General features: G+C 53.3%; 27 protein-coding genes and 2 pseudogenes. 8 read left to right on the top strand and 21 right to left on the bottom strand.

Going from position 1 to position 21,365, the window contains the following annotated elements:
* The 6 genes from JWG43_RS00145 to JWG43_RS00120 form a co-directional block, all read right to left on the bottom strand.
* Window positions 1–606, bottom strand: a complete 606-nt coding sequence (locus JWG43_RS00145; protein ID WP_205240778.1) for a GTP-binding protein — start codon at window positions 604–606, stop codon at window positions 1–3.
* An 80-nt stretch (window positions 607–686) separates the two neighbouring features.
* Window positions 687–1,085: a roadblock/LC7 domain-containing protein gene (locus tag JWG43_RS00140; RefSeq protein WP_205240777.1), complete on the bottom strand. Its 399-nt coding sequence runs from the start codon at window positions 1,083–1,085 to the stop codon at window positions 687–689.
* A gap of 306 nt (window positions 1,086–1,391) precedes the next feature.
* Entirely contained in the window at window positions 1,392–1,697 is a 306-nt protein-coding gene (locus JWG43_RS00135) for an EscU/YscU/HrcU family type III secretion system export apparatus switch protein (protein ID WP_205240776.1), read from the bottom strand.
* Window positions 1,698–1,956: 259 nt separating this feature from the next.
* The gene (locus JWG43_RS00130; RefSeq protein ID WP_205240775.1) at window positions 1,957–3,474 is read right to left on the bottom strand and encodes a TP0910 N-terminal domain-containing protein; all 1,518 of its coding nucleotides are present in this window, start codon (window positions 3,472–3,474) and stop codon (window positions 1,957–1,959) included.
* Between the two features lie 9 nt (window positions 3,475–3,483).
* Window positions 3,484–4,608, bottom strand: a complete 1,125-nt coding sequence (locus JWG43_RS00125; protein ID WP_205240774.1) for a trypsin-like peptidase domain-containing protein — start codon at window positions 4,606–4,608, stop codon at window positions 3,484–3,486.
* Window positions 4,609–4,610: 2 nt separating this feature from the next.
* Window positions 4,611–4,829, bottom strand: coding sequence for an AbrB/MazE/SpoVT family DNA-binding domain-containing protein (locus tag JWG43_RS00120; protein WP_205240773.1), 219 nt, complete (start codon window positions 4,827–4,829; stop codon window positions 4,611–4,613).
* A gap of 296 nt (window positions 4,830–5,125) precedes the next feature.
* Here JWG43_RS00120 and JWG43_RS00115 point away from each other — a divergent pair, with 296 nt between their 5' ends.
* A complete protein-coding gene (locus JWG43_RS00115; protein WP_205240772.1) occupies window positions 5,126–5,359 on the top strand; it encodes a type II toxin-antitoxin system ParD family antitoxin in 234 nt (77 codons plus the stop codon).
* Window positions 5,356–5,646, top strand: a complete 291-nt coding sequence (locus JWG43_RS20125) for a type II toxin-antitoxin system RelE/ParE family toxin (RefSeq protein WP_205240771.1) — start codon at window positions 5,356–5,358, stop codon at window positions 5,644–5,646. Before JWG43_RS00115 ends, JWG43_RS20125 begins: the two co-directional genes overlap by 4 nt.
* Before the next feature lie 239 nt (window positions 5,647–5,885).
* Here the strand turns inward: JWG43_RS20125 and JWG43_RS00105 are convergent, their stop codons facing one another.
* A complete protein-coding gene (locus JWG43_RS00105; RefSeq protein WP_371925135.1) occupies window positions 5,886–7,274 on the bottom strand; it encodes an MBL fold metallo-hydrolase RNA specificity domain-containing protein in 1,389 nt (462 codons plus the stop codon).
* A gap of 140 nt (window positions 7,275–7,414) precedes the next feature.
* Between JWG43_RS00105 and JWG43_RS00100 the strand changes: the two genes are divergently transcribed.
* Window positions 7,415–7,726 carry a type II toxin-antitoxin system RelE/ParE family toxin gene (locus JWG43_RS00100; RefSeq protein ID WP_338033205.1) on the top strand — a complete coding sequence of 104 codons (312 nt, stop codon included), beginning with the start codon at window positions 7,415–7,417 and terminating at the stop codon, window positions 7,724–7,726.
* A 438-nt stretch (window positions 7,727–8,164) separates the two neighbouring features.
* Window positions 8,165–9,358: an ATP-binding protein gene (locus JWG43_RS00095; RefSeq protein WP_205240768.1), complete on the top strand. Its 1,194-nt coding sequence runs from the start codon at window positions 8,165–8,167 to the stop codon at window positions 9,356–9,358.
* Window positions 9,359–9,882: 524 nt separating this feature from the next.
* On the opposite strand, the gene JWG43_RS00090 is transcribed toward JWG43_RS00095, so the two are convergent.
* The 8 genes and pseudogenes from JWG43_RS00090 to abiEi all read right to left on the bottom strand — a co-directional run bounded on the left by JWG43_RS00090 (window position 9,883) and on the right by abiEi (window position 15,368).
* Window positions 9,883–10,332, bottom strand: a complete 450-nt coding sequence (locus tag JWG43_RS00090; RefSeq protein ID WP_205240767.1) for a DUF6088 family protein — start codon at window positions 10,330–10,332, stop codon at window positions 9,883–9,885.
* A 518-nt stretch (window positions 10,333–10,850) separates the two neighbouring features.
* On the bottom strand, window positions 10,851–11,123 hold the full coding sequence (locus JWG43_RS00085) for a hypothetical protein (RefSeq protein WP_205240766.1): 273 nt from the start codon (window positions 11,121–11,123) through the stop codon (window positions 10,851–10,853).
* Between the two features lie 481 nt (window positions 11,124–11,604).
* The gene (locus JWG43_RS00080; protein ID WP_205240765.1) at window positions 11,605–11,922 is read right to left on the bottom strand and encodes a helix-turn-helix domain-containing protein; all 318 of its coding nucleotides are present in this window, start codon (window positions 11,920–11,922) and stop codon (window positions 11,605–11,607) included.
* Entirely contained in the window at window positions 11,919–12,185 is a 267-nt protein-coding gene (locus tag JWG43_RS00075) for a type II toxin-antitoxin system RelE/ParE family toxin (protein WP_205240764.1), read from the bottom strand. The genes JWG43_RS00080 and JWG43_RS00075 overlap by 4 nt, the downstream gene beginning before the upstream one ends.
* A 67-nt stretch (window positions 12,186–12,252) precedes the next feature.
* Window positions 12,253–12,588 (bottom strand): AAA family ATPase, encoded by a 336-nt coding sequence (locus JWG43_RS00070; RefSeq protein WP_240193279.1) that lies wholly within the window; start codon window positions 12,586–12,588, stop codon window positions 12,253–12,255.
* A 246-nt stretch (window positions 12,589–12,834) separates the two neighbouring features.
* Window positions 12,835–13,467, bottom strand: a pseudogene (locus JWG43_RS00065) (MBL fold metallo-hydrolase); the annotation flags it as partial.
* Between the two features lie 328 nt (window positions 13,468–13,795).
* Window positions 13,796–14,587, bottom strand: coding sequence for a nucleotidyl transferase AbiEii/AbiGii toxin family protein (locus JWG43_RS00060; RefSeq protein WP_338033204.1), 792 nt, complete (start codon window positions 14,585–14,587; stop codon window positions 13,796–13,798).
* 58 nt (window positions 14,588–14,645) lie between these two features.
* A complete protein-coding gene (gene abiEi / locus JWG43_RS00055; protein WP_240193278.1) occupies window positions 14,646–15,368 on the bottom strand; it encodes a type IV toxin-antitoxin system AbiEi family antitoxin in 723 nt (240 codons plus the stop codon).
* Between the two features lie 176 nt (window positions 15,369–15,544).
* Here abiEi and JWG43_RS00050 point away from each other — a divergent pair, with 176 nt between their 5' ends.
* Window positions 15,545–16,858, top strand: a complete 1,314-nt coding sequence (locus JWG43_RS00050) for an ATP-binding protein (RefSeq protein ID WP_205240761.1) — start codon at window positions 15,545–15,547, stop codon at window positions 16,856–16,858.
* A gap of 26 nt (window positions 16,859–16,884) precedes the next feature.
* Here the strand turns inward: JWG43_RS00050 and JWG43_RS00045 are convergent.
* The 3 genes and pseudogenes from JWG43_RS00045 to JWG43_RS00035 form a co-directional block, all read right to left on the bottom strand.
* Window positions 16,885–17,294 (bottom strand): annotated as a pseudogene (locus JWG43_RS00045) (nucleotidyl transferase AbiEii/AbiGii toxin family protein); the annotation flags it as partial.
* Window positions 17,295–17,632: 338 nt separating this feature from the next.
* Window positions 17,633–18,106, bottom strand: a complete 474-nt coding sequence (locus tag JWG43_RS20000) for a PIN domain-containing protein (protein ID WP_205240759.1) — start codon at window positions 18,104–18,106, stop codon at window positions 17,633–17,635.
* A complete protein-coding gene (locus JWG43_RS00035; protein ID WP_205240758.1) occupies window positions 18,103–18,360 on the bottom strand; it encodes a UPF0175 family protein in 258 nt (85 codons plus the stop codon). The genes JWG43_RS20000 and JWG43_RS00035 overlap by 4 nt, the downstream gene beginning before the upstream one ends.
* A gap of 151 nt (window positions 18,361–18,511) precedes the next feature.
* Between JWG43_RS00035 and JWG43_RS00030 the strand changes: the two genes are divergently transcribed.
* The gene (locus JWG43_RS00030; protein ID WP_205240757.1) at window positions 18,512–18,682 is read left to right on the top strand and encodes a hypothetical protein; all 171 of its coding nucleotides are present in this window, start codon (window positions 18,512–18,514) and stop codon (window positions 18,680–18,682) included.
* A gap of 52 nt (window positions 18,683–18,734) precedes the next feature.
* Here JWG43_RS00030 and JWG43_RS00025 read toward each other — a convergent pair whose 3' ends face one another.
* Entirely contained in the window at window positions 18,735–19,088 is a 354-nt protein-coding gene (locus JWG43_RS00025; protein ID WP_205240756.1) for a helix-turn-helix domain-containing protein, read from the bottom strand.
* On the opposite strand from JWG43_RS00025, the gene JWG43_RS00020 reads away from it, so the two are divergent.
* Window positions 19,088–19,453, top strand: a complete 366-nt coding sequence (locus tag JWG43_RS00020; RefSeq protein ID WP_205240755.1) for a hypothetical protein — start codon at window positions 19,088–19,090, stop codon at window positions 19,451–19,453. The genes JWG43_RS00025 and JWG43_RS00020 overlap by 1 nt on opposite strands.
* A gap of 506 nt (window positions 19,454–19,959) precedes the next feature.
* Window positions 19,960–20,205 (top strand): type II toxin-antitoxin system RelE/ParE family toxin, encoded by a 246-nt coding sequence (locus JWG43_RS20120; protein ID WP_205240947.1) that lies wholly within the window; start codon window positions 19,960–19,962, stop codon window positions 20,203–20,205.
* A gap of 112 nt (window positions 20,206–20,317) precedes the next feature.
* Here JWG43_RS20120 and JWG43_RS00010 read toward each other — a convergent pair whose 3' ends face one another.
* Both JWG43_RS00010 and JWG43_RS00005 read right to left on the bottom strand, forming a co-directional pair.
* The gene (locus tag JWG43_RS00010; RefSeq protein WP_205240754.1) at window positions 20,318–20,590 is read right to left on the bottom strand and encodes a ribbon-helix-helix protein, CopG family; all 273 of its coding nucleotides are present in this window, start codon (window positions 20,588–20,590) and stop codon (window positions 20,318–20,320) included.
* Between the two features lie 481 nt (window positions 20,591–21,071).
* Window positions 21,072–21,365, bottom strand: a 294-nt coding sequence (locus JWG43_RS00005; protein WP_205240753.1) for a helix-turn-helix domain-containing protein, incomplete at its 5' end; no start/stop codon positions are given.

Genomic DNA, 21,365 nt, shown 5'->3' with positions numbered 1-21,365 from the left:
CTACATGAGTTTTTTCTGGATGGAAATAACGGTGGAAGATATTATTTTCTTTAGCGTTTCAGGGACATTGTACCCGGTGAGCGCACTTGCTTCAAAGGTCGGGACCTTGAGTTTGCTGTTCAGATCCTTGTCCAGGACAGAGGTGGGCAGGACCGGGATTCCCTGGTTGCGGAGATCGACCTTGTTGTATTGCAGGACCAGAGGAATGCGAAAAATGGATTCCTTGTACCCCGTCAGGTTTTCATGCAGTTGATTGAGCGAACGGATGTTTTTTTCCCGCATTTGTTCCTGCGCGTCGGCGACAAAAACGATACCGTCCACCCCCTTGAGAACGAGCTTTCTCGTCGCGTTGTACTTCACCTGGCCGGGTACGGTATAGAGCTGAATTTTCAGTTCGTAGCCTTTGATCTGTCCCATATTGAAGGGCAGGAAATCAAAGAACAGGGTTCGGTCGCCGTGGGTTTTCAGGCTGATCATCTCAGACTGAATCTGTCTGGAAAATTTCCGGTTGATGTATTCCAGGTTGGTGGTTTTGCCGCCACGGCCGGGACCGTAGTAGACAATTTTAACCTGGACGATTTTTTCTTTGAGATTGATGAAACTCAAAATACTCTCCTGCGGCTTTAAACTGATCGGAGACGTCAGCGAAAAAACAGCGGTGATCCGTGCCGATAGGATGAAAAATGCTATTTACGGGCCCAAAGTTTCTTGATGCGATCAATGGTTTCAACAACATTCAGGCGCAGGAAACCCAGGGAAATACTTTTGCCGAACATCGTGATCAACAGGAGTTCGTCGTCGATCTTGGAAAAATGGATGTTGCACTCGGATCCTTTATGAAACAACAGGGAAAATTCCTGTTCACCCACAAGTTTGGCCATGGCGTCAACGGTGGCAAAGTTACCGGCGGCCAGGGCGGCAAAAGAGTAGACGTCGTACTTGGACGTACCGTTATCCTTGGCGGTGATGATATTACCGGCCATGTCAATGATGATAACGCAGTCGACACCGATGCGGATGAGCTTCTCAGTCAGGATTTCATCTATCTTTTCAAGCTGTTCCTGGCTAACAACTCCATAGTTCATATGGCTACCTCGTGCACGTGCAAAGAGTTTGTCGTGAGTACTGTTAAAGTGGGGGATCTCAAACAAAAAAAAAAGGTGAAAAACAGGTAATGAAAACCAAAAAAAACGTGAAAATCAAACAGGTTGTCAGAAAAATCCTGTAGATGCATGTTCATTTAACCTGAGTATACGTCAGAAAAAAATTTATATGAAGCGGTTTTTGCTCGTTATATTTTTTTTCTTGACCACAGTGAAAAGAAAGTCGGCATCAGGGATGAGGGAACGACCGTCGTGCAGGCATCTGCCTTGACCTGCGAATCCAGGCGTTCATCTTTGCTCTTTTGTCTGAGCTTCCAGTTTTTCCTTGAATTTACTGTTCACTGCATAGACAAAGGCCAGGACCTCGGCAATGGTCTGGTAGAGTTCGGCGGGGATTTCCTCGCCGACAGGAACCCCGGCAAGCAGTTCGACCAGATCCGGATCCTCCTTGATATGCACACCGGCCTCAATGGCGGTTTGAATAATAGTCTCGGCGATGAGGTTGGACCCACTGGCCACAACTTTGGGCGCCGCGGATTTTGCCTGATCATAGAGCAGGGCCACCGCTTTTTTCCTTTGCGTCTTTTCCGTCATGCCAAACCTCTTACGGTGTTAATAGCCTCAATCCGTGGGCAGAGCAGGGTGGACAGACGTCTTTTTGCCTGCCCACGCGCTTGCTGGGATTTCCCCGGGATTCAAGCACTGGTGTCAACCATCCCCGAGGGTCCATCGATAATTTTTTCCAGAAGGGTTTTCACCGGTTCGCCGCTGCCCACCAGAAAGCGGATCGAGCCGAGTAGGGTGGGCAGGCGTCTTTTTGCCTGCCCACGCGGTTGGTCAGGTTCCCCGGACTTCAGGCACTGGTGTCGACCATCCCCGTAGGTCCGTCGATAATCTTTTCCAAAAGAGTTTTCACCGGTTCACCGCTGCCCACCAGAAAGCGGATCGAGGTCACATCCATGGCAGTGAGCCATTGGTGGATTTCCTCGCGGTGATCGGCAAGGAATTTTGCCCGCTGCGCGTCTTCAGCCATGAAATCAAGGGCCACCCCGCTGGCTCCGAGGCGCATGGCGATGCGGAGATTGCCCAGACCGTGCAGGCGCAGGTGGAGCTCAATGGATTTTTCCCTTTGCTCGCCGCTTTCCTCCCCTTTGGCGCCGGCATGGTCCGCATCGATGAGCAGAAAACCCTGTTCGAGGAACGAGAAGGGCAGGGGCAGGAAAAAAAGGGCCTCGCTAACCAGGCGGATCTGCAGGAGCTGGTAGAGTTCGATGGTCCTGGTGATCTGGTCGACCTGTGTCGTTCCCGGGTCAGCGGCCGGCAGGCGCTGGGCCAGTTCCATCAGGGCAAATTTCAAGGTTTGCACCGCCTGTTGTCGTTCGCCGCGGGCAAGCAGTTGCTCCATGTTGATGCCCAGCCGATCGATAATCTCCCGCAGCTGTTGACCATTGTCCGCAAGAGGCGGCAGGGCCGGGATCCGTTCACCGGGGATGTCGGCCAGCAGGGCAGTCAGCTGGCGGAAGGCTGCCAGGGCAGGCAAGGGCTGATCGGATTGGAGCAGGGGCTGCAGGCGGGCGAGAAGAGCTTGGAGCTGAGGATCCTGCGGTTGGGCGGTACCTATTCGGGCGAGCAGGGCCGGCATATCTCCAGCCGCTACGGCAGCGGGGAAGGCAGTCCCTGTCGGCAGCGGCAAGGCGCCGGATGCCGGTTGGCCGTCTCCGGCTTGAGCAAAGACCGATGCCAGGGTCATGGCCTGGCCGGCAAAAACGGTGGGCAGGGTCGGTGACCGGGCCAGCTGGGTGAGCAATCCGCTGATTTCGCGGAGCAGTGGCCCACTGCTCGTGTTGGCCGGATTGGTCAGGGCTGCAAGGGTTTTTTCCAGAATCGGCGCGGTCAGTGGTGTGCTCGGCGGGGTTTGTCCCGGCGGCGATAGCGCCTCTGGAGGGCGGCTGAAAAGACTGTTTGCATACAGTTGCAGAGTCTGGCGGGATTCCGGGCTGAGTTGCGGCAGGAGGTTGATTGTTTCCCTCAGGGCGGCAAGGGCCGGAAGCGTGGTGTCCTGGCGGCCGGCCAGATGAATGGCGTTGGCGATCGGTCGGTTGGCGGGGTGGGTGATGACCCGTAATTCCATCTGGGGGGACAGGGATGCGACCTGGAGGTTCAGTCGCTGCCCCACCTGCAGGGAGGCGGTTGATTCGGCGGTCAGCAGCCGGCCGTTGATGTCGAGGGTGAACTGGTTGGCCTCGCCCTTGGCGCTGACCGTGCCTGTCAGCATTTGCCCCAGGGTAAAGGGCGGACGCTGCTGTTCTCCACCCCCCGGATGGGCCGGTGCCAGCGGCTTGACCGCGGTGATCAATGGCAAGGAGTCCACGCTGGCCTGTTATTCCTGTTGAAGCGTTCCCAGGACGATGGATGCTGTCCGTTGCCGCCCTTTGTGCAGGTGGGTGATACTCGCCTTGGACCCCGGTCTGCTCAGGGCGACCCGGTTGCGCAGGTCGGCCGCCCCCTTGATGGCACTGCCCTCAAAGGCAAGGATCAGGTCTCCCTGCCGCAGGGAAGATTTCGCGGCCGGTGAATCGGGGTCGATCCGCGTCACCACCGCACCATGCAGGGCATCGACCGGCCAGTTGCGTGCCACAAGCATGTCAGGGGTGACATCCCGCAGCGTCACCCCCAGCCACCCCCTGATCATGCCACCATCCTCCTGGAGTCGCTGGGCAATGACTCTGGCCATGTTGATGGGAATGGCAAAGCCAACGCCCATGTATCCACCGGCCTGGGTGACAAAGGCGGTGTTGATGCCGATGACCTGGCCGTGGATGTTGAACAGCGGCCCGCCTGAATTGCCTGGATTGATGACCGCGTCGGTCTGGATGAAATCCTCATACGCACTGATGCCGACACTGCTGCGGCCGGTGGCGCTGATGATCCCAGCGGTCACGGTCTGCATGGTTTGCAGGGGAGAGCCGATGGCCAGGGCCCAGTCACCCACCCGGAGGGCGTCGGAGTCACCCAGTTCAGCGAAGGGCAGGTTGCGGCCCTGAACGCGAATCAGGGCGACATCGGACAAAGGATCTGAACCGATGAGAGTGCCGGACAGCGACCTTTTGTCCGGGAAAAGCACGGTGATGGTGTCCGCATCAGCCACCACATGGGCGTTGGTGAGAATATATCCCTGGGCATCGATGACAAAACCCGAACCATTGGCGTAATGGGGCCGTTTCTCCCCGGGGTGCTGCGGTACCGATACTCCTTCGCCAAAAAAATCGGCAATAACCGGGTCGTTGAAAAAATCTGTCCCCCGAGTCGGGCCTGTAGTCGTTTTTGGCGTTTTCTTGACCACAATGTGGACAACAGCGGGTGTGACCTGCTCGATCACATCGGCAAAGGTGGTGGGGGCAAGAAAGGCTCCGCGTGCGAGGGATTCTGCTCCCGCGGGAAAAGGACCTGCGAGCAGGAACAGAAGGGTCAGGAGTGCGAAAGTGTCCAGTAAATTACGCTTCATTCTCAATGTCGGTCCCGTCTGCGCTCATTCATTAACCGTGTTGTCGAGCCGCCCTTGCCCCGGCCTCGAAAGGCCTCGATGGGATCCTCAGCAACAGGCAAAACCTTGATATTTCCATCTTCTCCAATCCACTCTAGTTGCCTGGAAGGGTCGAGATGAAAACGTTTCCGGATCTCTGCCGGAATAACGGTCTGTCCCCTGGTGGTGATTGTGCTCCTCATGTCTGGCCCCCTGAAATATTTTTTTCTTTATTGGCTATTATAGCGGAAACAGGTAGAGGCAACAATTTATTTAGATTCTTGCGCATAATAACAACCTCAGCTGCAAATGCATTCTGGCCAAGGTTTTTTTAAGAATGTTGACCCGGACCCATCACTTGGCAGTCGATAGGGGTGAGCGTGATGTCCTGCCTTGGTCTTTGTTATTGGTGGCTACATCTCTCTCATATTTTTCTTTTTGACATATGGCAAAGATTGCCATAAAATAGGGATGTCAACTCAAAAGTAAGGAGAGTGCCATGGCGACAATGAATATTTCATTGCCTGACCAGATGAAGAGATGGGTCGAGGAATGTGTGCAGTCCGGGCGCTATGCCAACGCCTCGGATTATGTGCGGGACCTGATCCGCAGAGATCATCTCAAGCTGGAGGAATTAAGAAAAGCTTTGATCGAGGGGGAAAATTCCGGGCCCTCTAAAGGCTTGGATATTGAAAAGTTCATCGCGGATAAAAAGAAGTCCCTTTCCGTATGAGCAGGGTCACCCTGACACCCAGGGCCAGGTCTGACTTGGGCGACATCTGGGATTTCACCTTTGCCCGATGGGGCATGGACCAGGCGGAGAAATATGTTCGTGACCTGTGGGCGGCAATGGAAAGACAAAGCAACGATCCCACAAATTCCATTCACATCGGTGACGTGAGACCGGGGTACAGAAAAGTCAATTCGGGCTCCCACGTCATTTTCTTCAAGGTGACACCTGGCGGGATTGATGTTGTGCGGATATTGCATCAAAAAATGGATTCCAATCGGCATCTTTAACAAAAAACACTGTCTGTTCGAAGAAGCCCCAGGACCAGCCTTGAGGCTGAACACACCAGGCACCTGTATAAAACCTGAATCCGTGAGCGGATGCCCCGAAGGGCGGCTGGTGAAAAGTATTATCAAAGGCTCCTTCGCAATTATAATTTGATTACAGCAACATATATCCGAAACGAGAGTCCAGCCGTCACGGATTCGGGTACAATACAATTTTATCTTGTCTGCCTATCCTCTTTGGATCAAGAAATGTCAACCCCCGGCCCCATTTCATCCACCAGGGCCTGCCGCAAGGCCACCTTGGCCGTTGGCTCGCCGTGAACAAGACGGATCGCCTCGGGCTGGTGACGCATCCGGGCGGCGAACCGGACCAGCCCGGCCTGATCGGCATGGGCCGAATAGCCGCCAATGGTCTCGATCCGGGCACGAATTGCCACCTTCTCGCCATCCAGATATACATACCCCCCCTGCGGGCCATAGCGCTGGATATCGCGGCCCGGCGTGCCCGCGGCCTGATAACCGATGAAGAGCACGCAATGGCGGGGATCACCCAGCATCCGTTGCAGATAGGTGACGATGCGACCACCGGTGCACATGCCGCTGCCGGCAACCACCAGGGCCAATCGTCCGCTGTGGCTCAACGCATCCACCAGCCGGAGATGATCCTCGTGACCGTCGACCCGGTGCAGACCAGCAAAAGCCAGGGGCCGGCGACCACGGGCAAGTTTACTGAGCGCCTCTTTGTCCCACCAGGGCTTGAGGTCGCGGTACACCTCGGTGATCCTGCCGGCCAGGGGCGAGTCAAGTAAAACCGGCACATCAGCCAGACTGCTTCCCTTGCGACGATGGAGAATATCTTCCAGTTCGTAGAGGATCTCCTGGGTCCGGCCGATGCTGAAAGCCGGGATCAGCACGATGCCTCCATTGCGCAGCGCCTGCTCGATCACTGCCTGCAGTCGCAGTCGCCGCTGGCGCCGGTTTTCATGCAGCCGGTCACCATAGGTGCTCTCCAGCACCAGCAGGTCGGCGCGCCAGGGCGGTCGCGGTGCCGGCAGCAGCGGAGTCCACGGCGCCCCCAGGTCGCCGGAAAAAACCAGCCGCTTGCTGACCCTGGTTTTTTTGTTGACAAGATCGCATTCGACATAGGCAGAACCGAGAATATGTCCGGCCCGCTGCAGCCTGATGCGCACCTGCCGCTCTCCGGTATCGAGCAGGGTGTGGAACGTATTGTAAGGCAGGACCACCAAGCGCTCCCGCACCATCCGGAGATAATTGGCCACCACATCCCGCCGCCTGGTCACCGCCAGTCGGAAGGCATCCTCAAGGACAATGGGCAGCAGGGCCGCCGAGGGCTCCGAACAGATGATCGGCCCCTTGTACCCCGCGGCCAGCAGCCAGGGAATGCGTCCGGCGTGGTCGATATGCACATGGGTCAGCACCAGGGCAACAATATCCGCCACCGGAAAATCAATTTTGAACAGGTCGCCCTCCGCGGCAGCATTGCCGCCGGCATCCGCACCCTGCACCAGGCCGCAATCGATGAGCAGGCTCTTTCTCTCATCCAGCAGAAGCTGATGACACGAACCGGTCACCCCATCCCGCGCCCCGTGATGGCGCAGGTGGATAACCATTTTTTCCTTCGCCCCCAGAGCTATCCTGCCATAGTCCGCAACCATCGCCTCCCCCTTGGTCAATACGTTTGTTTCCCCTGCCTGAATCCGTGACGGCTGGACGCTTATTTTGGACATATCTTACTGTAATAATTTTATAATTGCAGCGAAACCCTTGGCAATACTGGTTGATAATTTCACCGGTTGCTCAAGATGACCTGAGAAACATCTATCAATTTGGCCTGCGCAACTGGGGAGCGAACCAGTCCTTAAGATATCTCGAGCATCTAAAAGAACGGTTTTGGGCGCTGATAGAACAGCCTCTCATCGGCATTGAACGCCCTGAGCTTATGTCTGGGATGCGCAGCTTTCCGGTTGAACGCCTGGTTGTGTTCTATCAGGTAAGATCCAGACAAATGGAGATTATCCGCGTGTTGCATGGCCGGCAGGATCCAAACCGACACATCAAATAGTGTCCATCATTTGCAACCTACCTACCTCAAGCAAGGGCCCCACCACCGAACTTGTAGGAGCGGGCCATGCCCGCGACCCAAAAATCCCAAGGGAACATCCTGGGAAGACACGGCCACTTTCGGCGCACTCATCAACAACAGCTTGGACGACACGCCCCCCCCTGCAGCAGGGAATGGGGGACAGACCAGCTTTTCTGTTTCCCAAGCAAAACCGTGGTCTGTCCCCTATTTCTACTGAAAATCTGGATGTATTTTTAAAGGCTGTGCGTGCGGATCAGGGAAGCAACGTCCCTTTGATGCATGTTGCATCGTAGTACAGTAAATGGTACTGTTTTGATGTATTGCGATACAATAAAAACGCAACCGTTCACCGGGTTATGAAAAAGACTGCATAACCTGGAAACTGAACGGTTACAAAAAAAACAGTAGGTTTTCAGCATGGATATCGACCATTTAATCACCCTGTCCCGCAGCATCTTGCAACGCCGAAAGGAAAAATACCGGCGTTTTCTCCACGCGAAGCTTAATCCGCACGGGCGACTGGTCGGTATCAAGGGACCAAGGGGTGCGGGCAAAACCACTCTGGTCAGGCAATTGCTTCAGGAGTCAGGGTTGGCGGCCGAGAAGGCGCTTTATGTCACCGCCGATCATCCCCGGGTCAACGCCATGCGTCTCTACGATATCGCCGAAGCATTTGAAAAGCTTGGCGGCCAATTGCTGGTAATCGACGAAATCCACAAACAAAGCGGCTTTGCCGCCGACCTCAAAGCAGTGTACGACACCCTTTCCCTGCGGGTCATATTCACCGGCTCTTCGGCGCTGCACCTGGACCATGCCAAAGTGGACCTGTCCCGCCGGGCGGTGATTTACAACCTGCCCTGCCTCTCTCTGCGCGAGTTTGTAGAACTGGAAACCGGCCTGGAGTTTGCCGCCCTGGATCTGGCCACCCTGGTCCAGGACCATGCCGCGATTGCCGGCGAGATTGTCACCCGCCTGGCGGACCGCAGGATTTTACCGTTGTACCGCGACTACCTGACTTACGGCGCCTACCCTTTCTACCGGGAAGGCGTGGTGGACTATCCGATAAAATTGATCGAAGTTGTCCGGCAAATGATCGATTCCGACCTGGCGGTCATTTACAATATCGACAAAGATCATCTCAATAAACTCAACCGAATTCTGGAGCTGATCTGCCGGTCGCCCCCCCTGGAATTAAAGGTGACCAAATTGGCCGGCGCGGCCAGGATCAATATCCGTACCCTGTACGCCTACTTGGGTTACCTGGAAAAAGGCAGCCTGGTGCGGACGGTACCCGCTCATAAATCACTGGCCAAAGCCGACAAACTGTATTTCGACAACCCTAACCTGTTCAGCATTCTCTGCGATTATCCCCAACAAGGCGCGATTCGGGAAACCTTTGCCGCCACCATGCTGGGCAATGCCGGACATCGCTTGCACTATCCGGCTCGGGGAGACTTCCTGGTCGACGAACGGCACCTGTTCGAAGTCGGGGGCAAGAACAAGGATTTCAACCAGATATCAGGAATTAAAGACAGCTTTGATCTCCGGGACAACGAAGAATACGGGATCGGTAACAAAATACCTCTGTGGCTGCTTGGTTTTCTGTACTGAATTTTGTAATGGCCGTCACCCGCAGCCCTTGAGGGCGGCAGGTGCCACATCATCTCTCTTGTTTTTGTAGTGCAATTGCACGGGTATGATTTTATGAAGAAACAGCGAGGTCATAATCTGATTACTCCAATCCCGCTTGACAATAGAGAGCCAGGATGATGTCTAGCGGGGTCCAAGGGTATTCCCCCATTTTAAATGGTTGCAAGAAGTAGCGCCCTCGTTCCCGTTTGTTGCTTGGGCCTGAGCCATCACCTGTTGGAGGACGGTGCAGGTCTGTCGAATGTCTTCGATGGTGAGGTTGGGGTGGACCGGGAACATCAGGCTGGTTTGGCCCAAGTCGTGGGCGATTTGGTGGGACTGAAGCGGGCGGAGGTGGGCTGATCAAGCCATGGGCTTTAGCCAGGCAAGTACCACCACAAAATACCAGTTGCACTTCTGGTGTATTCATGGCAACGAGGTTGTGCAATACCTCGGTGACCAGCAGGTCTTTTTCTAGAACGCCGGCCGGCAGGAGGGAAAGACCCTCACCCGTGAGGTCGATTATCGCGTTTCGTTCTTGCGGAGTAATTGTTTTCATAGCGAACCGAACGGTTACCAACCGACAGCTTACGACTAATCCGGCGGTTGCCGGTGCTGAAGGTTGCCTGCATCGGAATTTGACCGGTTTTCCCTTCCGCATAAGCTGTTTGAGCACGACCGGTACGGACATCAACCTTAAGCCGAACCAGGGCTTCCCATGCCAACACTTCCAACGGCTCACGCGGTACCGGCTTGCCGCTAACCGAGCTGACCCGGGCCTTGGCATAAACCCCGTAACCGATACGGACCAGCCGACCGGCCTTGATAAGCTCATTTAAGGCTCGACTGACCTGGCTCGGGCTGCCCATTTTCTCGAAATCCCCCCGTAGCACCACTTCGCCTTTTCGCTTGGCGATGGAGCGTAGCATTCGCTCCTTGATAATAAGTCGGCTCATCTTGTCCTCCACTTGATGCAAAGATTGCTCATTTATTTTACAGTGCAACAAGTAAAATATCAATAAAAACAGAAAACTTAATCATGCAAACATTCCCTGATGATATCCGTCAATAACCACGTTTGGTAACCGACTTTGCTTGCCCAAGGCTATTGCAGCGTGATCGTGATCCAGTCCACGCCCGGGCACGGCTAGCTCACCAGCAGGGTGTAGATTTTAAATCTGCCACCAGGGCGTAGGCGCTGGCAGCGGATACTGTCATATCAAGGGGCTGGACTTGAACCTGATCCAGTTAAATAATCTGTCACCTTAACTGGCCAGGGGGTAGGAAAGAGGTGAACGGTTACTGCTTGTAGGAGCGGGCCATGCCCGCGATTTTTTTCAGTGGGAAGGAAAACAGGGAAAATCAACTTGCCAACTTGGAGGCCTGACCCCGTGCACAAGAAGTAAACCCTGCGAGCCTAACAGGCCCAAGACAACTGTCATGTCAAGACTTGACCCTCATCCATTCTGTACGCTTACTTTGACTCCATACCTTTGCGAGCCAAATAATGCAGGTTCAAGGATTGACGCACATAGAGCTTTATAACAGCCTGGCGGCTGACATTTAATTCCTTGGCAATGGCATCAAGTTCCTTGATCATATCAACCCCAAAATCAACGTTCACTCTCTGGACTGCAGGTTTCATTTCACCTTTATTGGTGAAATACAGAGACACATCCTCGCCGCTCGCTGCTTTTTCAGCAATTTCATCGGCCGACGGGTTGGTTTTACCAGCTATGTTCTTCATATAAGATTTCCTCCTGCCTGGTCGATTTCCAAAGCGTAACGAGATGATAATATTCTCCTTGCTCATCTTCTCTGATTTCATATATGACTGAAAAAAGCTGCCCTTTCACCCAACCGATCGCACGGAATTGTTCCGGGTCATCCGACCGAAAGTCCACGTAATGCGGATGATTCCATATCTCCTTAACCTCTGTAAACCCAATTCCCCGTCTGGGATCGGCTTTCAGTTTTTTACTCTTTTGGTGGTCAAATTTACATCTCATGCAGACAGCTTTCCATGCTTGTAAATATAACAGTTACACCACTTGAGTCAACGCAGAGTAGAAATAGGGGACAGACAGGCCACGGTTTCGGTTTGAAAAGCAGAAACCGTGGCCTGTTTCCTATTTCTTTTCTTGAGACCTGACCCCGTGTTTTTGCAAGGACTCTTGGCCTGACCCCGTGTCCATGCGTTGACCATTTAGTTACTGTGTGTCGCGCTTCTAAGCAGCTGACTTTTTTCGTTTAAAAGAACGTAAATCCGCAGCATCAAACAATTGACTGCGCCCGACAACCTGCACCGGCCTCAGTTTGCCGGATTGCACATAGCGGCGCAGGGTTGGAACAGAGACTTCGAGGTACTCGGCTGCCTCTGGTACCGAAAATGGCTCCCAGTGAACGGTCCCGAATACTTGGTCATGGGTGAAGTCATCCTCGCGAAAGGCATTGCTGGTGAGCAAGGCAAAGAAGCGAATCCGCTCACTGGAAGGCATCCGCTTCATCTCGGCATAAAGGTCTTCAGCGGTAAGGGACTGATTCATGGTTTTTCTCCTCGGTCGATCTCCTTTCTGAGGTAACGCTTGAGGGTCTCGTAGAAGTTTTCGTGCGTACCCACCTGATAGAAGTCAATGACCAGCACTTCAACCATCAATTCCTGCGCGGCTGGGCGATACGCTATCAGGTACTGCTGACGTTTGAAACGGAATTTGTAAACCCTGATTCCAGCTAAATCTCCCGCCTTGGCTTCAGCTATATCCGGGGTGTCGCAGACTACATCGACCGCGTCCTCAATTGCCAGCTGCAATGGTTTGCGAGCCTTTTTTTACAAATTGCATGAAGGGGCGCTTGTAGTTTCTCTGTATGATCACATATCAGATATTTTTTGATTTCATGTCAATTGAACCGGTCAGGATGAACTGGCCCGGCGCGCCGCGCTCGTCAACTGTTCGTCGGATATGATTCCAGATGGCGGGTTCAATCTGCCACTCATCCATAAGACGCGGCGTATCGCCCGCCAATGCCAGGCGGGGGTCAACCGCAACTGCCTGACGGGTATTTTCATCGCCATCAAGCAGTACCTCACTGGCAGCCAGAATCCGGGCTGTTGCCGTCTTGCCGCAAGCTTTCGGTCCTCCAATCACAACAGCGCCGGTAGATGAGAGGCGCTGCCGCAATTCATTGTCCACCACTCTTGAGCGATAGCGCATCTCATCCTCGTTAAATCCAAACCATCAATAACAACAATTGCAATAGTTTTATGCCAACAAATGCAGCACAATCAATATAGAAAATGCAATAACATTGTCGGGAGTTTTAAGCATAGAAAAAATCCTTAGCAGACTGATTTTATTACCAAAATTAGACCGTTAAGGAGAAAGGCCAAGAGCAAATCGATAGTATATTCCAGGGTAGGTTCAACTTGTCAACTTGGAGGCCTGACCCCGTATTTTTCTGTAGGTACTCTCCAGCACCAGCAGGTCGGCACGCCAGGGCGATCGCGGCGCGGGCAGCAGCGGAGTCCACGGTGCCCCCAGGTCGCCGGAAAAAACCAGCCGCTTGCTGACCCCGGTCTCTCTGTCAAGAAGATCGCACTCGACATACGCGGATCCAAGAATATGTCCGGCCCGCTGCAGCCTGACGCGCACTCGCCGTTTCTCGGAGTCGAGCAGGGTATGGAACGTGTTGTAGGGCAGGACCACCAGGCGCTCCCGCACCATCCGGAGATAATTGGCCACCACATCCCGCCGCCTGGTCACCGCCAGCCGGAAGGCATCCTCAAGGACAATGGGCAGCAGGGCCGCCGAGGGCTCGGAACAGATGATCGGCCCCTTGTACCCCGCGGCCAGCAGCCAGGGAATGCGACCGGCATGATCGATATGCACATGGGTCAGCACCAGGGCAACGATATCCGCCACCGGAAAATCGATTTTGAGCACGTCGCCTTCGACAGCACTATTGTCGCCGGCCTCCGCGCCCTGCACCAGGCCGCAATCGATGAGCAGGCTCTTTCTCTCGTCCAGCAGAAGCTGATGACACGAACCGGTCACCCCATCCCGCGCCCCGTGATGGCGCAGGTGGATGATCATTTTCTCTTTCTTCCCCAGAGCTATCCCGCCATAGTCCGCAACCATCGTCCCTCTCTTGGTCAATACGTTTGTTTCCCCTGCCTGAATCCGTGACGGCTGGACGCTTGTTTTTAACATATATTACTGTAATCATTTTATAATTGCAGCGGAACCCTTGGCAATATCTTTCACCTGCCGCCCTTCGGGGCATCCGTCCGCACGCCATATTCATTGCCCGTAACCGTTCGATAAAGTGTACTTTAATCGAACGGTTACGAACAACAAAGCTGACGCACGGACGACCGCTCACGGATTCAGACCCTGGAAAAAAAAACAAAGCTCTCAAAAATCAGATCTGGTTTTTAACTCGATCACACTCCCCGGCAACCACATCCATCAAAACAGTCCAGAATGCTTCCTGCGCGAGTGTTTCAGCCACCACCGCCGGCGGTAGAAAGCGCCGCATTTCCGACAAAAAATTCTTTTGACACCAAGGGTCTGATCGTAACAATGTCAGCCGCTGCTCAAGTCGATCCCAAAAAACATCCCGCTTCATCCTCCGGTCAGTAACTTTGCGCAGCACCAGTTCCACCGGTACAGTAAGGCCCTGCTGATGCAACCAGACGATGTCCCACAGATCGCGGTTTTTCAAGCGGTTCTTCCGCAGAGCGAACGTAACGATTTTGTCGGCGAAAATCTCTTCTCGGCTTTGTGCCTGAACAATCAGGCCCGAGGTTCCCATATCGACGCCATAGTGGTTGCGCAGCATCACCGGACGCCGATCGTAGCTGGGTAGCGCACAGATATCGATATTGATGCGTTGGTCTGGCAAATGCTTACGCTCAGGGCGAGTTACCATCCGCAGCTTCCAGGTATCGACATTACCCTCTTCACGAACCGGTTCGCTGACTGAGACAGGCAATCCATATTTTACCTCCAGCCTCTTCACCAGCACAGATCCAAGATCCACCAGAGCGTCTTTAGTGAAATCAGCGCCTCCGGAAAAGTCCAGATTTTCACTCAACCGCGGTGAACCGTAGCAGAGGCGCAGGCAGGTTCCGCCGATAAACGTCAGCCTCTGTAAAAATCCGGCCCGGCTCATCTCGCGAAGAATGTCATGATGCAGCAGTTCCTTTTCCACCACAACCCGCAAAGGGGCACACTGAGGCAGGTTGCGTGTCGCTTCATCGACCAGTTGATCAAACAAGCTCATTGACAAGGCTCCAATCCACCAGGTCGGTACTGCGGCGGGTGAGTTTCATATCCAGCAGGGCCAGTGATACTGAGGCTCGCCAGAGGCGACGTTCCGGATCATAGGTTAATCGATCAGCAATATCAGTCGGTTTACGCTTGGTGTGGATGAATTCAATATGCCCATAGTCACCGCATTCAACGATATGGCTGCGCCCGGACGACATCAGCGTTATCCAGTGCAAAGGGATCTGGGAAATGACCCCGGCATCGCTGAGCACCGTTTCAAGGCTTAAGTAATTAAAAGTATCGGAACGTAGTTTCGCAGCGGTATGAAACAGCACATACCCCGCAGGATATTTGACGCGCTCAAACAGATATATCCCCTTGCAGACACGCTTGAGCATGTTGTTTTTTTGCGCACGGCTCAGTAACGCCTTAAATGCCCCGGAACCGGTATCCGGCAGTGCGCAGCGCAGATCATCCACAGCAAAGAGATAATTATCCGAGTCTGCAAGGTTGTCGAGAATCCGGCTGAGTTGTTTTATCGGTTGCATCGAAAAAGTCCACACAAAGTGATAGAATATGTAACTTTGCGTGTACCATTGTTGCGTGAAGTATGCAAGATTATATATCGCGGGCATGGCCCGCTCCACACTACCACCGAGCCTGTAGGAGCGGGCCATCTGCCCGAGATTTTTTTCAGTGGGCAGGGAAACAGGGAGGGTCAACTTGCCAACTTGGAGGCCTGACCCCGTAAATGACCCATAAAGCAATATTAATACCGTTGAATTTTTACTTTTATACGGTCGAAATAACATTGACTTTATATCTTCACGGAGGGTACTCTACGGTTGTGTTGTGCTTTACCGTTGTGCGAACCACCTGGAACAAATGAGAATAATGCATGCAACGATTGGCTGAAAAACAGATTGCCGGCTGGAAAGATTCGTCGCGCCGGAAGCCTCTAATTATTCGCGGGGCACGCCAGGTCGGGAAAACATGGTTGGTCGAGAATGTGCTGGCAAAACAATTTACCAGCTTTGTCAAAGTAGATCTGGAAAAACGTCGCGACCTTCACCCTCTTTTCGCTGAGAATCTTCAGCCGCAATCGATACTGAACCATTTGGAATTGACAGCCGGTCGAATCATACCCGGGCAGACGCTCCTTTTTTTTGACGAGATTCAGGCGTGCCCGAGAGCAATACTGGCCTTACGCTACTTTTATGAAGAGCTGCCCGAACTCCATGTTATAGCAGCCGGTTCATTGTTGGAGTTTGCCTTCGGCGAAATATCCGTTCCTGTCGGTCGCGTTCAGTATCTGTATCTGCATCCGATGACTTTTTATGAATATCTTCTGGCAACCGGCAAAGAACAGATGGCCGAATACACTCTCCAGCAATCGGTTGATGTTGCCGGGCCCATGCAGAAAACTATTCTTAAGGAATTGCGGCACTATTTCTTTGTTGGCGGCATGCCTGAATGTGTCAAGACCTATCGTGACTCTGGTTCCATGGTTGAAACCTTTCAAGTCCAAGCAGAAATCCTCGACTCGTATCGCGATGATTTTTCCAAATACACCCCCCATATCAACACGACCTGTCTGGATGCAGTTTTTTTGGGAGTGGCAAAAAGTATTGGCGAGCAATTAAAATATACCCGCTTAAATGATGCGCATTCAAGCCAGATGAATCGGAAGGCCTTTGACCTATTGGCCAAGGCGAAGGTTATTCATAAAATTCCGGCCTGTGATCCCCGTGGTTTGCCGTTAGGGGCAACAGCCAACCCCAAGAAATTCAAGGCAGCCATGCTCGACATAGGTCTTATGCAGAGACTCTGTCAGGTGCCGGTTGAACTGGAATTGCAGCAGGAAAATCTCCTGGCGATGTACCGTGGAAAACTTGCCGAACAATTCGTAGCCCAGGAACTCCTCGCCTGGCATAGTTCAGAACTGTTTTATTGGGCACGGGAGAGCCGTGGCAGCAGTGCCGAAGTAGATTTTCTCGTTGTTCGGCAAGGAAATATTTACCCGGTAGAAGTTAAGTCGGGAGCAAGCGGGAGTTTGCGAAGTCTGCACATGATGCTGGAAAAATATCAGAATTGCCCGCATGGATTGGTACTGTATAGTGGCACAAGCAATACAGTATCTGACCAGAAACTGCACTTCCTCCCACTCTATTGTGTCTCGACAATTGGCGACCATCGGCGGAACGTGATTTAAACGTAAGCGCCAAATGAACCTATCACCATCAGCAAATCGCACGCCTTAGCGGACAGTGACCCGATCCGAACCGGGTACAGGTACACGGTGCCGCGCATCACAAAATTGACCTCGGCCTTGACCTACCTCCACTCTACCCATCGAACCAGGAGCTTGGTTTCGCCGGCATCTGCGGCGGTAAAGGTATAGATCTGGAATCCTCTGCTTTCAACCGTCCCGCAGCTTGCCGGATGGCCTCATTGATTTGTTTCAGTGCCTGTACACGCTCCATCCGGTGATCGGGAAATACCAGGTCGAGGTCCACGGATAGTCGTGACATATCGCGCACAAACAAATTGATGGCCGTCCCGCCCTTGAGCGCGAAAGTATCACCGTTAAAAATCAGCGGAACCACTTGGGTGAGCAGCCGAGCGGTCTCCAGGTATACCGGGTTCATGGTTTGAGCACCAGGACGCCGTGGCTGCCGCGGGAGACCCAAGGGCGATTGCTGCCGGTCGGCAGCTCCGTCGAGGCCAACTTGACCACCCAAGGAAGGGAAAGCTCACGCCCGAGTTGCAGGCAAGCAGCAGGCCGACTGGCACCAGCATCCAAAACAAGCGTCCAGCCGTTACGGATTCAGGGCCCCACCACCGAACTTGTAGGAGCGGGCCATACCCGCGATTATTTCTTGTAGGAGCGGGCCATGCCCGCGATTTTTTTCAGTGGGAAGGGAAACAGGGAAAATCAACTTGTCAACTTGGAGGCCTGACCCCGTGCCGCTTGCCCATGGCTACCTCATTCACCCAAATGGAGCGCGATACGCTGAATCAACGAGGAGTTATAGTAGACTCCGTTCTGCTGCATGAGGGATGCCGTGTCTTTAAATGACTTGATGTGGCCAAGTGTTTTGGCCTTGGCAAGGATACCCAGTGTACCAACCACATCAAGCCCAAGGTATTCCGCAACCCTTCTTCCCAGCCTTTCGTCGATGATGATTTTCTCGGCCCTATCTTTCCGGGCAAGCAAAATCGTTTGTTTTTCCCCGCGATCGAGCTCGAATAAAATCGTCAACTCCGTGGCCGGATCATCAGGAACAGGAATAACCCAATCCAACTTAAGCAAAGAAGGAACGAATACACGGCCACCTTCGGCGCACTCATCAACGACAGCTTGGGCGACACGAACCTGACCGAATATTTTCGGCAACAGGTCCAGGCAACCTATGCCCGCCAGCGCGATGAAGGGGGTGGTGTTGGAATAAACAATCACAACAGGGAAGTCTCGCGGGCAAAATCATCCTCATCGTCCTGCAGCAGCATTGCATCCCCCTCCTGCATGGCCAGGATAAGAAAATGCACCCTGGGGACACCGAGCCAACGCGCTGCCATGCCAGAAGAAAGCTTACCATCCTTGAAAAGGGCAAGAGCCGTTTCTTTTTTAATCAGCTTGGCAAATTGTTCGGCATCAAGGTGGAGGCCAAGCAGTATTTCACTTGGAAAATCAATTTCAACCACATTTCTCATGGCATCATCTCCCTCAAAAAAAAGGATATTCCCTGATCGTCTTCTATTTTCAAATAGTAACGAACCCCCTAAGGGAAGTCAACCGGCCAACTCTGTAAGCCCCCCCCAATTTGTTACTTGAATCCCGCCTGGTAATAGAGGGAGAAAAGAGTTGACAACCCAGGACTTGGCCTCCTCTGTGATGACAGGTTTTTTCGGCGTGATGTCTGTCCCTGATTTCACCCTTATCGCGGGCATGGCCCGCACCTGCACTACCACCGAGCCTGTAGGAGCGGGCCATGCCCGCGATTTTATTCAGTGGGAAGGAAAACAGGGAAAATAAACTTGTCAACTTGGAGGCCTGACCCCGTGTCGTGACCCCGTGTCGAGCGTTTCTAAGCAGCTGACTTTTTTCGTTTAAAAGAACGTAAATCCGCAGCATCAAACAATTGACTGCGCCCGACAACCTGCACCGGCCTCAGTTTGCCGGATTGCACATAGCGGCGCAGGGTTGGAATAGAGACTTCGAGGTACTCGGCTGCCTCTGGTACCGAAAATGGCTCCCTGTGAACGGACCCGAATACTTGGTCATGGGTGAAGTCATCCTCGCGAAAGGCATTGCTGGTGAGCAAGGCAAAGAAGCGAATCCGCTCACTGGAAGGCATCCGTTTCATCTCGGCATAAAGGTCTTCAGCGGTAAGGGAATGATCAACCCCATGCCCCAGTTCATTTACCAGGGCCGGCCGCAATGCTGCTTGAGCCGCTGCCTCGCCATGGACAAGGCGGATCGATCATCGGCGGGCGCCGCGGAACCGGTCAGGATGAACTGGCCCGGCGCGTCGCGCTCGTCAACTGTTCGCCGGATATGATTCCAGATGGCGGGTTCAATCTGCCACTCATCGATAAGACGCGGCGTATCGCCCTCCAATACCAGGCGGGGATCAACCGCAACTGCCTGACGGGCATTTTCATCGCCATCAAACACCCGCCGCGGCTGGCAGAGGTGGCGGCATTGGCTGTACGAAGCGGAAAAGCGCTATGGTTTACTGGTGCTGAAGTCCATGATCACTTCGAACCATATCCATCTCATGACAGCCGAGAGCGGGGAGCCTGATGTCCTGCCCGGTCGTTGCAATTGGTGGCAGCCGCACCGGGCAACAATACAATCAACGGAACATTATATATCGCGGGCATGGCCCGCTCCTACACTACCACCGAGCCTGTAGGAGCGGGCCATGCCCGCGATTATTTTCAGTGGGAAGGAAGGTGGTGAACGGTTACGAGTCCCTTGAATTTGTAATGTTCACCGGTCCACCGGTCGGCCACTTCTGCGTAGCCATCAGCAGCATCAATCGACACCCGGTTGATTTCCACTTCCGCCACCTCGTCTAGTGGAATCTCACCAAAAGCGAAAAATATTGCTTGTGCTTGTGCTTGTGCTTGGGTGATCAGCAGGCAAACAGGGGGGGGCAACTTGTCAACTTGGAGGCCTGACCCCGTGTTTTGACCCAAAGCGCTGTTAACGCAATGCACAGTGGCCGACCAATGGACCCTGATGTCCTCCCTTAGGCCGCTACTAATCAAGCTCTCGCCGAGAGCACGAGCGGATTTCATTGACACATACTGCGCTTTACCGGTGAAAATTGGAGCCACGCTCAACTCGTCGTCTACCGCGATAAGATCAACGACGCGCTCATGGCGCTCAATCACAACCCGCAACTTGGCCGTTGTCGAGACAACTTGCCCCCGACGCACCTGGTCTACCCGGTCGGCTCCCATCTAATTGTTTACCGGCCGGGCAAAGACAGCCTTGGCGTCGTGCGCATTTTGCACCAACGCATGATCCTCTCCAGGCATATCCCGTAAAATGCCTCGGTATTCCCCCCATTTTTAATGGACGCAAGAAGTAAACCCTGCGAGCCTAACAGGCCCAAGGCAACTGTCATGTCAAGACTTGACCCTCATCCATTCTGTACGCTTACTTTGACTCCATACCTTTGCGAGCCAAATAATGCAGGTTCAAGGATTGACGCAGATAGAGCTTTATAACAGCCTGGCGGCTGACATTTAATTCCTTGGCAATGGCATCAAGTTCCTTGAGCATATCAACCCCAAAATCAACGTTCACTCTCTGGACTGCAGGTTTCATTTCACCTTTATTGGTGAAATACAGAGACACATCCTCGCCGCTCGCTGCTTTTTCAGCAATTTCATCGGCCGACGGGTTGGTTTTACCAGCTATGTTCTTCATATAAGATTTCCTCCTGCCTGGTCGATTTCCAAAGCGTAACGAGATGATAATATTCTCCTTGCTCATCTTCTCTGATTTCATATATGACTGAAAAAAGCTGCCCTTTCACCCAACCGATTGCACGGAATTGTTCCGGGTCATCCGACCGAAAGTCCACGTAATGCGGATGATTCCATATCTCCTGAACCTCTGTAAACCCAATTCCCCGTCTGGGATCGGCTTTCAGCTTTTTACTCTTTCGGTGGTCAAATTTACATCTCATGCAGACAGCTTTCCATGCTTGTAAATATAACAGTTACACCACTTGAGTCAACGCAGAGTAGAAATAGGGGACAAACAGGCCACGGTTTCGGTTTGAAAAGCAGAAACCGTGTCCTGTTTCCTATTTCTTTTCTTGAGACCTGACCCCGTGTTTTTGCAAGGACTCTTGGCCTGACCCCGTGTCCATGCGTTGACCATTTAGTTACTGTGTGTCGCGCTTCTAAGCAGCTGACTTTTTTCGTTTAAAAGAACGTAAATCCGCAGCATCAAACAATTGACTGCGCCCGACAACCTGCACCGGCCTCAGTTTGCCGGATTGCACATAGCGGCGCAGGGTTGGAACAGAGACTTCGAGGTACTCGGCTGCCTCTGGTACCGAAAATGGCGCCCTGTGAACGGACCCGAATACTTGGTCATGGGTGAAGTCATCCTCGCGAAAGGCATTGCTGGTGAGCAAGGCAAAGAAGCGAATCCGCTCACTGGAAGGCATCCGTTTCATCTCGGCATAAAGGTC

This window comes from Desulfobulbus alkaliphilus (genome assembly GCF_016918545.1).
GTDB lineage: Bacteria > Desulfobacterota > Desulfobulbia > Desulfobulbales > Desulfobulbaceae > Desulfobulbus > Desulfobulbus alkaliphilus.
This window is presented reverse-complemented; position numbering and strand designations above follow the sequence as displayed.

What these genes read in the sequence shown, in the direction of transcription:
- JWG43_RS00140 (WP_205240777.1), bottom strand. Translation starts at nt 1,085, where the DNA reads ATGAACTATGGAGTTGTTAGCCAGGAACAGCTTGAAAAGATAGATGAA.
- JWG43_RS00135 (WP_205240776.1), bottom strand. Translation starts at nt 1,697, where the DNA reads ATGACGGAAAAGACGCAAAGGAAAAAAGCGGTGGCCCTGCTCTATGAT.
- JWG43_RS00125 (WP_205240774.1), bottom strand. Translation starts at nt 4,608, where the DNA reads ATGAAGCGTAATTTACTGGACACTTTCGCACTCCTGACCCTTCTGTTC.
- JWG43_RS00120 (WP_205240773.1), bottom strand. Translation starts at nt 4,829, where the DNA reads ATGAGGAGCACAATCACCACCAGGGGACAGACCGTTATTCCGGCAGAG.
- JWG43_RS00115 (WP_205240772.1), top strand. Translation starts at nt 5,126, where the DNA reads ATGGCGACAATGAATATTTCATTGCCTGACCAGATGAAGAGATGGGTC.
- JWG43_RS20125 (WP_205240771.1), top strand. Translation starts at nt 5,356, where the DNA reads ATGAGCAGGGTCACCCTGACACCCAGGGCCAGGTCTGACTTGGGCGAC.
- JWG43_RS00105 (WP_371925135.1), bottom strand. Translation starts at nt 7,274, where the DNA reads ATGGTTATCCACCTGCGCCATCACGGGGCGCGGGATGGGGTGACCGGT.
- JWG43_RS00095 (WP_205240768.1), top strand. Translation starts at nt 8,165, where the DNA reads ATGGATATCGACCATTTAATCACCCTGTCCCGCAGCATCTTGCAACGC.
- JWG43_RS00090 (WP_205240767.1), bottom strand. Translation starts at nt 10,332, where the DNA reads ATGAGCCGACTTATTATCAAGGAGCGAATGCTACGCTCCATCGCCAAG.
- JWG43_RS00085 (WP_205240766.1), bottom strand. Translation starts at nt 11,123, where the DNA reads ATGAAGAACATAGCTGGTAAAACCAACCCGTCGGCCGATGAAATTGCT.
- JWG43_RS00080 (WP_205240765.1), bottom strand. Translation starts at nt 11,922, where the DNA reads ATGAATCAGTCCCTTACCGCTGAAGACCTTTATGCCGAGATGAAGCGG.
- JWG43_RS00070 (WP_240193279.1), bottom strand. Translation starts at nt 12,588, where the DNA reads ATGCGCTATCGCTCAAGAGTGGTGGACAATGAATTGCGGCAGCGCCTC.
- JWG43_RS00050 (WP_205240761.1), top strand. Translation starts at nt 15,545, where the DNA reads ATGCAACGATTGGCTGAAAAACAGATTGCCGGCTGGAAAGATTCGTCG.
- JWG43_RS00035 (WP_205240758.1), bottom strand. Translation starts at nt 18,360, where the DNA reads ATGAGAAATGTGGTTGAAATTGATTTTCCAAGTGAAATACTGCTTGGC.
- JWG43_RS00020 (WP_205240755.1), top strand. Translation starts at nt 19,088, where the DNA reads ATGCTGCTTGAGCCGCTGCCTCGCCATGGACAAGGCGGATCGATCATC.
- JWG43_RS00010 (WP_205240754.1), bottom strand. Translation starts at nt 20,590, where the DNA reads ATGAAGAACATAGCTGGTAAAACCAACCCGTCGGCCGATGAAATTGCT.